This is a genomic window from Pseudobutyrivibrio sp. LB2011 (assembly GCF_000701765.1).
GTDB classification, from domain to species: domain Bacteria; phylum Bacillota; class Clostridia; order Lachnospirales; family Lachnospiraceae; genus Pseudobutyrivibrio; species Pseudobutyrivibrio ruminis.
Genome location: NZ_JNJS01000004.1, coordinates 316,368 through 328,397 on the forward strand (window position 1 = coordinate 316,368; position 12,030 = coordinate 328,397).

The 12,030-nt window shown below is 39.5% G+C and carries 10 protein-coding genes; 8 read left to right on the forward strand and 2 right to left on the reverse strand.

Translation table 11 applies throughout. The features are described 5' to 3' along the window. Positions 1 to 89 precede the first annotated feature (89 nt). Entirely contained in the window at positions 90 to 1,592 is a 1,503-nt protein-coding gene (locus tag T375_RS08835; protein ID WP_330371744.1) for an alanine/glycine:cation symporter family protein, read from the forward strand. A gap of 21 nt (positions 1,593 to 1,613) precedes the next feature. Here T375_RS08835 and T375_RS08840 read toward each other — a convergent pair whose 3' ends face one another. Beyond that, positions 1,614 to 2,258 (reverse strand): DUF4867 family protein, encoded by a 645-nt coding sequence (locus T375_RS08840; protein ID WP_044937443.1) that lies wholly within the window; start codon positions 2,256 to 2,258, stop codon positions 1,614 to 1,616. 211 nt (positions 2,259 to 2,469) lie between these two features. Here T375_RS08840 and T375_RS08845 point away from each other — a divergent pair, with 211 nt between their 5' ends. Continuing rightward, the gene (locus T375_RS08845; RefSeq protein WP_044937447.1) at positions 2,470 to 3,954 is read left to right on the forward strand and encodes a DUF1846 domain-containing protein; all 1,485 of its coding nucleotides are present in this window, start codon (positions 2,470 to 2,472) and stop codon (positions 3,952 to 3,954) included. A gap of 32 nt (positions 3,955 to 3,986) precedes the next feature. Here T375_RS08845 and T375_RS08850 read toward each other — a convergent pair whose 3' ends face one another. After that, positions 3,987 to 4,592 (reverse strand): HAD family hydrolase, encoded by a 606-nt coding sequence (locus T375_RS08850; protein ID WP_044937450.1) that lies wholly within the window; start codon positions 4,590 to 4,592, stop codon positions 3,987 to 3,989. A 155-nt stretch (positions 4,593 to 4,747) separates the two neighbouring features. Between T375_RS08850 and rsmH the strand changes: the two genes are divergently transcribed. The 6 genes from rsmH to T375_RS08880 all read left to right on the forward strand — a co-directional run bounded on the left by rsmH (position 4,748) and on the right by T375_RS08880 (position 11,243). Continuing rightward, positions 4,748 to 5,791: a 16S rRNA (cytosine(1402)-N(4))-methyltransferase RsmH gene (rsmH, locus tag T375_RS08855; RefSeq protein WP_044937453.1), complete on the forward strand. Its 1,044-nt coding sequence runs from the start codon at positions 4,748 to 4,750 to the stop codon at positions 5,789 to 5,791. A 16-nt stretch (positions 5,792 to 5,807) separates the two neighbouring features. After that, positions 5,808 to 6,764: a Gfo/Idh/MocA family protein gene (locus tag T375_RS08860; RefSeq protein WP_044937456.1), complete on the forward strand. Its 957-nt coding sequence runs from the start codon at positions 5,808 to 5,810 to the stop codon at positions 6,762 to 6,764. 232 nt (positions 6,765 to 6,996) lie between these two features. After that, on the forward strand, positions 6,997 to 7,998 hold the full coding sequence (locus tag T375_RS08865; protein WP_197019850.1) for a GGDEF domain-containing protein: 1,002 nt from the start codon (positions 6,997 to 6,999) through the stop codon (positions 7,996 to 7,998). A 78-nt stretch (positions 7,999 to 8,076) separates the two neighbouring features. Next, positions 8,077 to 8,421: a helix-turn-helix domain-containing protein gene (locus T375_RS08870; RefSeq protein ID WP_033153681.1), complete on the forward strand. Its 345-nt coding sequence runs from the start codon at positions 8,077 to 8,079 to the stop codon at positions 8,419 to 8,421. A gap of 1 nt (position 8,422) precedes the next feature. After that, the gene (locus T375_RS08875) at positions 8,423 to 9,529 is read left to right on the forward strand and encodes a cation diffusion facilitator family transporter (RefSeq protein ID WP_044937462.1); all 1,107 of its coding nucleotides are present in this window, start codon (positions 8,423 to 8,425) and stop codon (positions 9,527 to 9,529) included. Between the two features lie 19 nt (positions 9,530 to 9,548). After that, on the forward strand, positions 9,549 to 11,243 hold the full coding sequence (locus tag T375_RS08880; protein WP_044937465.1) for a phospho-sugar mutase: 1,695 nt from the start codon (positions 9,549 to 9,551) through the stop codon (positions 11,241 to 11,243). Positions 11,244 to 12,030 lie beyond the last annotated feature (787 nt).

Consider the following 12,030-nt stretch of genomic DNA (forward strand, 5'->3'; position numbering starts at 1 on the left):
TAGAATATATCTAAAATTGTCTTACGTGGGAGGACAAATGTCCGCACAAGACGCAACTAGCCAAATAAGATGTAAAGGGAGATATGCCTGTGGAAAGAGTTTTATCAATCGTAGAAAAGGTTAATAGTGCAGTAAATGGATTCGTATGGGGCTTGCCAATGCTCATTCTTTTAGTGGGTACCGGTATTTTGATGACTTGCTTGACCAAGTTTTTCCAGATTACTCACATCAAGCATTGGATAAAGAATACTATCGGTGGTATTTTCAAGGACTCACATGTTACAGCACACACAGATAAAGAGGATACTCAGATTTCTCAGTTCCAAAGTCTTTGTACAGCACTTGCAGCTACAATCGGAACAGGTAATATTGCTGGTGTTGCAGCGGCTATCGCATCTGGTGGTCCTGGTGCAATCTTCTGGATGTGGATTGTTGCATTCTTTGGAATGATGACAAACTTCTCAGAAAATGTGTTGGGTATTTATTATCGAAGAAGAAATGAGAGAAATGAGTGGTGCGGTGGCGCCATGTATTATCTGAGAGATGGTCTTGGTTCTAAGAAGGGAATGAGACATGTAGGTTCTGGGCTTGCAGTATTGTTTAGTGTTTTCTGCATCGGCGCATCATTTGGTATTGGAAACATGGGCCAGGTAAATTCAATTGCAGTAAATATCAAATCAGCCTTTGGAATCCCAGCTATTGCAACTGGTATCTTCCTTATGATTCTTGGCGGTCTTGTTATTGTTGGCGGTCTTAAGAGAATCGCATCAGTTACAGAAAAACTAGTGCCTTTCATGGCAGTTATTTATTTGATTTGTGCCCTAATCGTTTGTATTGTCCATATTGATCAGGCAGGAGCAGTTTTCACTTCTATTTTAAAGGGAGCCTTTGGTATGCGTGCTGTTGGCGGCGGTATTGTAGGTAGTGGTGTTGCCATGGCTGTTCAGTGGGGTATGAAGCGAGGAGTATTTTCCAACGAAGCAGGTCTTGGTTCATCTGTAATGGTTCATTCCAGCTCGAATGTTAGAGAGCCAGTAGTTCAGGGAATGTGGGGTATCTTCGAGGTATTTGCAGATACAATTATCGTATGTACGATTACCGCATTTACGGTTCTTTCAAGCGGACTTGTAGATTTGGAAACAGGAGCAGTTATTTCAGAACAGGTATCCACAGCCCTTGTTGCAGAGGCGTTCTCTACTGTATTTGGTAAGTTTGGATACGGCTTTATCGCAATTGCGATTTTGCTTTTTGCTTTCTCAACAACACTTGGCTGGAGCCAGTATGGTAGCAAGGGATTTGAATACCTATTTGGTAGAAAAAATGTAAAGATTTATCAGGTGATTTTCGTAGCTTTTATCGTAGTAGGAGCTACTATGGATTTGAGCCTTGCCTGGGATATTTCAGATACTCTCAATGGTATGATGGCTATTCCAAACCTTATCGGTGTGCTTGCACTTAGCGGAACAGTTATGAAGATTACTCAAAACTATGTTCAAAGAAAGATTCTTCATAAGGATGTAAAGCCTATGCTTTCGGCATTGGATCATATTCAGACAGTTCATGAAGAAGAGATAAAAAAAATGGCGGTTTAAACCGCCATTTTTTTTGTTTCATTATTTAATATCATTCACAATATCGATGTTTTCGCCTGTAATTCCTACCCATGCGCCATCCTTTGCTTCAGAGCTTTCAGCGTGAGCAAGAAGCCATTTGTTTGTAGCTGTCAAAAGAGTATCCTCCTTATTGTCAGCAGTAAACTCTGGCTTGCCAACATTTGTGCCCTTTGGAAGGCCAACTAAAACCTGGAAACCAGAATCCTTGTGAGCCTGGCATGGAGCGTAGTGAAGAGCAGTTGCATAAACTTCAATCATTACTCCCTTTGGACATAAGAAAGCCTTTACCTTGCTTGAATCAAGCTTGAAATCTACGATTTCTTCTCTCTTTGCAAGAAGAAGGATGAAATCTGTAGCCCCCATATTGATTTCACTTGAGCGGTGATACTCGAGGCAGTTGAGTTTTGTGTTGTGACCATTGCACCAACCAAACTGCATTGGAGAGCCACCAAAGAGTGAGTTAGAAATCTTGTCTGCAGCAGCTAAGCTCTGGAGAGCTGGTTCCTCAGCAACATACTCTGTGCCCTCTGGAATAGGAGTGTTGTCTCTTAAAGCCTCCATGATGGCTTTCTTTTCTGCGTCATATCCTTCGATGATTCGACCATAATTGGTAAACTCTGGATCTGTTACTTTTAAAATTTCCATAATTATCCTCCTAGTACATTATTTACCTTAAATCCTAATAAGATACTATAACGAGCAGAGTTATTTGTCGTAGCAATTATTTAACTATTAGTGGCTAAAAATTGATTTGTTTTTATACTAAAATTATTGGATTAAAAGCCCATCCATGATAAACTTATAGCCATTAAAAGATATATTTCAATCATTTGATTTTATTTAGAAGAAGGAAAACATGAGAAAATTAGGATTCAGTAACGAAAAGTACACAGAGATGCAATCTAAAAGAATTAGAGAGCGTATCGACCAATTCGGTGGAAAGCTTTATCTTGAGTTTGGTGGAAAGCTTTTTGATGATTACCATGCATCAAGAGTTTTGCCAGGATTTAAGCCAGATGCAAAAATCACTATGCTCAAGGAGCTTGCAGACAAAACAGAAATCGTAATCGCTATCAAGGCTGGCGATATCGAGAAAAACAAGGTTCGTGGAGATATCGGTATCACTTATGATATGGATCTTCTCAGACTTATCGATGCTTTTACAAGCTATGGCCTTTACGTAGGTTCTGTTGTTCTTACTCAGTTTGCAGAGCAGCCATCAGCAGTAGCATACGAGAAAAAGCTTAAGGCTCTCGGTCTTAAGGTATTCAGACATTACATCATTCCAGGTTACCCATCAAACATTCCATTTATCGTATCTGATGAGGGATTTGGCAAGAATGATTACATCGAAACAACTCGTCCACTTGTAGTTGTTACTGCACCTGGTCCAGGAAGTGGAAAGATGGCAACATGCCTTTCTCAGCTTTACCATGAGTCAAAGCGCGGCGTAAAGGCAGGATATGCTAAGTTCGAAACATTCCCAATCTGGAATTTACCACTTAATCATCCTGTAAACCTTGCATACGAGGCAGCAACAGCAGATTTGAATGATGTCAACATGATTGACCCATTCCATCTTGAGGCATACGGCGAGACTGTTGTTAACTACAACCGTGATGTTGAAGTTTTCCCTGTACTTAAGGCAATGTTCGAGAAGATTTCTGGCGAATCTCCATACAAGTCACCTACAGACATGGGTGTAAACATGGCAGGAAACGCAATTGTTGATGATGATGTTTGTAGAAATGCATCAAATCAGGAAATCATCCGTCGTTACTATGAGGCCGTAGTTGCTAAGCGCAAGGGCGATGGAAGTGATTCAGCTATTCAGAAGCTTGAGCTTTTAATGGAAAAGGCAGGCATTTCTGTATCAGACAGACCAGTTGTATCTGCTGCAAACATCAAGGCAGAGCAGACTGGAGTACCATGTGCAGCTATGGAGCTTCCAGATGGTCAGATTATCACAGGTAAGACATCTCAGATGCTTGGTGCTTCATCAGCTATGATGCTTAATTCACTAAAGCATTTAGCAGGCATCCCTGATGAGATTAAGCTTATTTCACCTGAGATTCTTACACCTATTATGAATCTTAAGACAAAGCATTTAGGTGACCACAATCCACACCTTCATTTGAATGAGCTTCTTATTGCTCTTTCAATGGAATCAATCAGCAACGAAAATGCAAAGAAGGCATATGATTGCATTCCAATGATGGAAGGTGCAGAGGTACATTCATCAGTTATTCTTTCTTCTGTAGACGTAGGTGTATTTAAGCAGCTTGGGGTTCACCTTACATGTGAGCCACGTTACGAGGGCAACAAGCTTTATCACAGCTAATTAATAATTAAATATAAAAAATAGAAGCTCTTTTATTGCAAAAGAGCTTCTAATTCTTTAAGGGCAATTTCGTGATTCTTGTCCTTTGCCCATACGGCATTCAAACCGCATTCTCTGGCAGCGATTACGTTTGGTTCGCTGTCATCAATAAATACGCATTCCTCAGGAACTAAATTATATTTTTCGATTATACGATTATAGATGGCATGATCTGGCTTGATAAGCTTTTCTTCATATGAGAACACGCCACCATCAAGCATTGGCAGAAAATCAAGTTGCTTTAGTGCGCCTTCCCTCATGTGAGAAGACCAGTTTGAAAGGTAAAGCAGCTGATAGCCGCGATTTTTTAAATCGCGAATCCAATCCTTTGCAAAGTCGTACTGCCAAAGAGCATCACCAGCAGTCTCCCAAAAGTGAATGATTTCATCCTTTATATCAGGAGCATCCTTGATAAAAGAGGCTACTAATTCGTCATTTGTAAGAACGCCTCTGTCAACCTCAGCCCATTTCTCACCAAAGACATTAGCCTTGATTCGCTCAACTAGCTCAGCATCGTTATTAAATTCCTTCATCATATATGCAGTCCAATCGTATCCAATAAGGACTCCGCCAATATCAAAAATAATAGTTTTTATCATGATAATCCCCTTTACATGTAAGCCTAAATATAAACGTCAGCTAATAGTTTAGCAAAACTGTTGTAGAACTTTCAATCCTATTGATACTGTTTGAGGCCTTATATTATAATTTAATAGATCTGTTAAATAAGAAAAAATTAGAAATATGGAGAAATATGGAAGAGAAAAAGCATAAACGTCGAGTTCATTACTCAGGAAAATATCCAAGGAAATTTGAGGAAAAATATAAAGAGCATAATCCTGAAAAATATGCAGATACAATTGAGCATGTAATCAGCAAGGGCTCAACACCTGCTGGCATGCATATTTCTATTATGGTGCAGGAGATTCTTGATTTCTTGCAGATACAGCCAGGGCAGCAGGGTTTGGATTGCACCCTTGGATATGGTGGACACACCAGAAAGATGCTGGAGCAGCTTCAGGGGCAGGGCATTATGTACGGTTTGGATGTAGATCCAATCGAATCGGCCAAAACAGTAGAACGCTTGCGCACCGCCGGTTTCGGAGAGGACAATTTCCAGTTTAGACTTATCAATTTTGCAAACATAGATAAAGTTGCCGAAGAGGCAGGCAAGTTTGATTTTGTTCTTGCGGATTTAGGTGTATCCTCAATGCAGATTGATAATCCTGAGCGTGGCTTTTCATATAAGATAGATGGCCCTTTGGATTTAAGACTAGATCCAGACCATGGTGAAAGTGCAGCAGAACGTCTTCACAATATAACTGAAGAAGAATTTGTTGGAATGATGATAGAAAATTCTGATGAGCCATACGCTGAGGAAATCGCGCATAAGGTATTTACACTTATGGCAAAAGGAAATCCTATGGACACAACTACAGCCCTTCGAGAGGCAATTGCTGAAGCACTTTGGAAGGTTCCAAAGGATGAGAAGGACCAGGCTATTAAAAAGAGTTGTGCCAGAGTATTCCAGGCACTTCGTATAGACGTTAATAGCGAGTTTGAAGTGTTATACTCATTCCTTGAAAAGCTACCAGGGATTTTAAAGCCAGGTGGCAGAGTTGCCATCCTTACCTTCCATTCAGGAGAGGATAGGCTAGTAAAGAAATCATTTAAGGAATTGAAGAAAGCGGGAGTTTATGCTGATGTTTCTTCAGATGTGATACGTCCATCGGCGGAGGAATGCAGAATCAATCCTAGAAGTAAATCTACCAAGATGAGATGGGCAATAAAACAGTAAGAAAGCGAGGAGAATAATGGTTTTAGGAATAGCAGGAAACGGTGTTATTGTTGGGGAAGTGCTTTCGTTTATTGACGAGATTGAGTTTGAAAAGATTTATATCTGTGGCAGAGAGAAAAGCAAAGATAAGCTGGATGCCATGGCAGCAAAATATCATTTAGATATCGTATTTACGGACTATGATGAAATGCTTAAGTCTGACATTGACGTTGTGTATGTAGGTGTACTTAATGATTTGCATTATGAATATACAAAGAGAGCCCTTCAGGCTAAAAAGCATGTAATATGCGAAAAGCCTGTTACAAATAGTCTTGCTGAATTCCAGGAGCTTGTGGAGTTAGCAAAGGCCAATAATGTTATGTATTTTGAGGCTATGAGCATCTATCATATGCCAGCCTACAAGCAGTTACAGCAGGATGTTAAGCTTGTTGGAGATTTAAAGCTATGCGTATTCAACTACAGCCAGATGTCCAGCAGATACAGCAAGTTCCATAGCGGTGAAATGGTGCCAGCGGTGTTTGATCCGGCTCATAACGGCGGTGCTCTTCGAGATTTAAATGTTTACAATATATCTGCAATGGTTGGTCTATTTGGTGCGCCTGATTCTGTAAGATATGATGCAAACATGGAAAAGGGCATAGATACAAGCGGCGTACTTACTGCCGACTATGGCAATTTCAAGGTTCTTTGCATTGGAGCAAAGGATTGTGTGGCACCTGGTCCATCTACAATCCAGGGTGTTGATGCAACAATCTGCATTTACCCTCATGTAAATGGCATGACAGAATACGACGTCCTTTTCAATGATGCTGATACAGAAACAAAAGAGGTTTCGTTGTCTGATGGAAGTCATAGACTTTACTTTGAATTTGCAGAGTTCAAGCGTATCATTCAGGAAAAGGATTTTGAAGCTAATGAAAAATTGCTTAAATACAGTGCTCAGGTAATGAGCATTATCGACAAAACGAATTAATAATTCACAGTTTTACACAATTAATATGCTAAAATAAACGGAGTGTTTGTTTTAGCATATTTTATCTTTAAAGATTAATTATGAAAGGCTTTTTATGGTAGAGGCTGAGAGCTGGGTTATACTTAATTTTTTTACATCATTTTTATTAATATTATTGCTGATATTTCAAAATCAGATTTCCAGGTTGCAGAAAGGGCGCAAGTATTCGGCAATCCTTGTATGCACGCTGATTTTGTTACTATCTGAAACTATTGGTCGTATAGGTGAGATGTATCCAGACAAGTATTTATTCTTGGGATACATTGGGTACTTTTTAATCTTCCTATTAGATCCATTTGATATATTGTATGCTCTGTATTATCTGGATTGCTGGATGGATGATGAGGATTTAAAGCATAGACGTCCAATCAGATACTGCTTCGAACTGTTTGCAGTTTTGAATATGGTATTCGTTTCAATATCAGCGTTGTTCGGGTTGAAATGGTTTTTCTATTTTGAAAATGGTATTTACTATCGTGGTCCATTCTTCTTGATAAGAGCTGGATTCATGCTGTTGTTTATTTTCATGCTACTTGTTTATGCACTTGTATTTAATAAACACATCATGAGTGAATACAAGGCAGCAGTATTGTTTTTGCCGGCATTATCATTAATTGGGGCACTGCTACAAATATTTATTGCCAATATTGACTGCACATACGCAGGTATATCTTTGGGATGTTTGATTGTCTTTTTCTACTATCAAAGTAGAGACGTAAATATCGACTATCTAACCGGTGTACTAAACCGAAGAGGGCTGGATATCAAAATGCAGGACATGGTTAAAAGTTCCATTTCCAGTGGAAAAGACTTTACTGCAATCATGATGGATGTTGATAATTTCAAAGATATTAATGACAGTATGGGCCATGAGGAAGGGGATAAGGCAATCAAAATTATTGCTGATATTCTTGTAGATACCTTCGGAAGAGCAGCAGCTATCGGTCGTTTTGGCGGAGATGAGTTCTGTGTTATTACTGATGAATTGGACATGAAGCAGATAAACGAAAAGATAGATGAGGTGAGAGATTACGTTGCAAAGCAGAGTGCTCGCAATAATTGGCCTCAAGGAGTTGACATAAGCTGTGGATTCCAGAGCTATAGTCACAACAGCAGCCTTACTGCAAAACAGTTTCAAGAACTTATAGATAAACTGATGTATGTGGAAAAACAGTCACATCACCAGTTATCTTGAGGATAAAGTTATATTGTGTTATCGTATATACAATAGAGTTATTAACGCGGGATTTTACAGTTATGGAGGGGTATTAGGATGATTATTAGTGAACGTATCTTTAAGTTGATGGATGAAAAGGGTGTTTCTCAGCTTCAGTTAGCTGAAAAGACTGGTATTGCACAAAGCACTATCAGCGATTGGAAGAGAAAGAAAACAAATCCATCGTCAGACAAGATTATGGCAATCTGCGACGTACTTGATGTTTCACCTTTTGAGTTACTTCAGGACACAATTCCTTCGAAAGGGGCAGGAGAGGTAGATTTCCTCATCGCCAGCGAAGGAACTGCTGAATATGCTGTACTCAAAAAGATGGAAAAGCTCAACAAGAAAACAAAAGAAGAGCTTACAAATTATGTTAAGGGATTAAGGAATAAGAAATAAAATGGACAGAAATAAAAAGATCATTCAAACCAGTTTGATTGGTATTGTTGCCAATTGCTTTTTGGCAGGATTTAAAGCGTTTGTTGGTCTTGTTACAGGATCAATTGCAATTGTCCTTGATGCAGTAAACAACTTAAGTGATGCCTTATCATCGGTAATTACCATTGTCGGTACAAGAATTGCCAATAAGGCACCAGATAAAAAGCATCCCCTTGGACATGGCAGAGTTGAATATATCTCTGCTGCCATCATTGCAATTATCATTTCATATGCAGGTATTACATCACTGGTGGAATCAATTAAAAAGATAATTGAGCCACAGTACCCAGAATACAATACAGCAAGCCTTGTTATTGTGGCTGTTGCTGTAGTTGTAAAGATTGTACTTGGAACATACGTTAAAAAAGTGGGAGAGAGTGTTAATTCAGGTTCACTTATTGCATCTGGTGAGGATGCAAAGCTGGATTCGGTTATCTCTGCAACAACACTTGTAGCTGCAATCATTTTTATTGTATTTGGTATAAGTCTTGAGGCTTGGCTTGGTGCCATCATCTCAGTTATCATCATCAAATCAGGCTACGATATGATTTCAGAAACAATCTCACAGATTCTTGGAGAACGTGTAGAAATGCAGCTATCTCATGATGTAAAGAGAGCTGTTGTCAGCTTTGATGAAGTTCTAGGGGCATACGACCTTAGCTTACACAATTATGGACCAAACCGATACGTTGGTTCGATACATATAGAGGTTGATGAGGATATGGGAATGGCTCATCTTGATCAGCTTCAAAGACAAATTTTTCATAAGGTATATCAGGAGACAGGCGTAGGCCTTGAAGGAATCGGCATCTACTGCAAAAACAAAAAGGATTCTCCAGCTGATATACTTAGAAAGGAGCTTTCAAAGTTTGTGAAGACATTCGATTATGTTAAGCAGATTCATGGATTCTACTATGATGAAGCTAATAAGAGTGTCAACTTCGATGTGGTTATCAGCTTCGATGACCCAAATAGAAAAAAGACTTTTGAAAGTATTAATAATGCACTTAAGGAAAAATATCCACAATATACATTTAATCTTAGCTTGGACATCGACTTAAGTGATTAATTTAGTTTTAGGAGGAATTATGGATTATAAAGCACGTTACAATGAATGGCTTGAAAAGCTTTCAGATACAGATCCATTAAAATCAGAGCTTCAGGGAATCGCTGGAGATGAAAAGGAAATAGAGGATAGATTCTACCAGGATCTTTCTTTTGGTACAGCTGGACTTCGTGGTAAGGTTGGCGCAGGTACTAATAGAATGAACTTCTTTACTGTTGGTAAGGCTACACAGGGTGTTGCTGATTTTATCATTTCAAAGGGTAAAGAAGCCTGCGAAAAGGGTGTTGTTATTGCACACGACCCACGTCATTTTTCAAAGGAGTTTTCTCAGCTTGCAGCTGGTATTTTTGCAGCAAATGGAATCAAGGTTTATGTATTCCCAGATCTTAGACCTACACCAGAGCTTGCATTTATGATTAGACGTCTTGGTACAGTTTCAGGTATCAACATCACAGCAAGCCACAACCCTAGAGAATACAATGGTTACAAGGCATATTGGGATGATGGATGTCAGGTTTCATCTGAAATTGCAGATGGTATGACAGAGTGCATCAATGCTGTAGATATTTGGACAGGCATCAAGAAATCAGATTTTGAGCAGGGTGTTAAGGACGGCAAAATCATCGTTTTAGGTGCAGAATATGACAGAGAGTACCTTGATAAGATTGAAGCTTTAGCTATTCATGAAGGTGATGAGCTTGATCTTTCTATTCCTCTTGTTTACACACCACTTAACGGATGTGGATCAATTCCATTCAGACAGATGCTTAACGATAGAGGCTTCTCAAACTGGACAATCGTTCCAGAGCAGGAGAATCCAGATCCTAACTTTACAACAGTTGGATATCCAAACCCAGAGGATCCAAAGGCATTTAAGCTTTCTGAGGAGTATGGACGTAAGTTTGGAGCAGAGCTTCTTATGGCTACTGATCCTGATGCAGATAGATTTGCTATTGAGATTCGTGATAGCGAGGGCAACTATGTACCTCTTAACGGTAACCAGACAGGATACCTTCTTGTTAATTATGTTCTTGAGGGACACAAGGATGCCGGCACACTTCCAGCAAAGGGAGCTATGGTTAAGTCTATCGTTACATCAACACTTTCTACTATCATGGCAAAGGCTTATGGCGTAGAAATGTTTGAAACTCTTACTGGTTTCAAGAACATTTGTGGAAAGATTCCTTATCTTCACGAGAACGGATACAAGTATCTCTTTGGATATGAGGAGTCTGTAGGATATGCTATCTGCGAAGATATTCGCGATAAGGATGGTATCTCAGCTGGTATGATGGTTGCAGAGGCAGCTGCATACTATCGCAAGCAGGGCAAGACACTTTGGGACGTTCTTCAGGAAATCTACGCTAAGTATGGTTACTTCGCAGAGGATGAGCCAAACATCATCCTTGAGGGAATTCCTGGTGCACAGCGAATCCAGCGTATGATGAAGTGGTTCCGCGAGAACCTTCCTACAGAAGTAGCTGGTGCAAAGGTTGAAAAGGTTATTGATTACATCAATGGATACGAGGATATCCCACCACAGAATGCAATCCGCCTTTTCTTAGACAATGGCTCATGGTTTGCAATTCGCCCATCAGGTACAGAACCAAAGATTAAGTTCTACTTCTATTCAAACCAGGATAGCAGAGAGAATGCACTTAAAGTAAACGGACAAATCAAGGACGAAATCTTCGCTCTTATTAATTCCGTGGAATAACAGCAAGGTTAATATGAATTTATTGAAGGAACTTAGCGTATGGCTAAGTTCCTTTTTTGTTTGCGGCCTGTTTAAAATGTAGGTTAGCCTAAGGTTTTTGTTTCAACCTGCTGGCTACAGTTTATCTGGGAAGCCAGTAGTATCAATAGCAAGCCCTTCGGGTGCTTCGCACTATTGACACTCCAGCCTTCCTCAGATAAAAGGTAGTCAAGCAGGTTTGAAACTAGGACTGTGGCAAAGCCACCAGCGCTAAGGGAGGGGAAGGACACGAAAAATTGGCGATGGGATGAATCTTCGTGTCAGGTTTTAAGTGAAAAGACACGAAGATACTGGGAAAACAGAAATTTACGTGTCTGTAAAAGTGCTCATAGACACGAAGACTTTGAGAAAGTTGAAATCTACGTGTCTATGAGAGAGTGAAAAACACGAAGATTGAGCAAATGTTTTAATTTACGTGTCAGAAGAATAGATTTTCGACACGAAGAATAAGAGGATTTGAAGTGGTAACGTAAAAGTAGACACTACACGCATTATGTAGACATCTGTATTTTATAAAGGTAACATCTATTTATAAAAGTATTCTTGTTTACATAATCAAAGACAGCGAGGTGCTATATGCGATACTCTAAAGAACAAAAATTAGACATAGGACGCCAGATTTATAACCATGAATTAACCAGAGCGGAGGCAATGGAAAAATATGGTTGTAAAGGAACTTTTCTGGATACAAGCATCAGAGCTTATAAAGAATCCATTGGGGTTCCTACATCTACAACAATCAATGGAA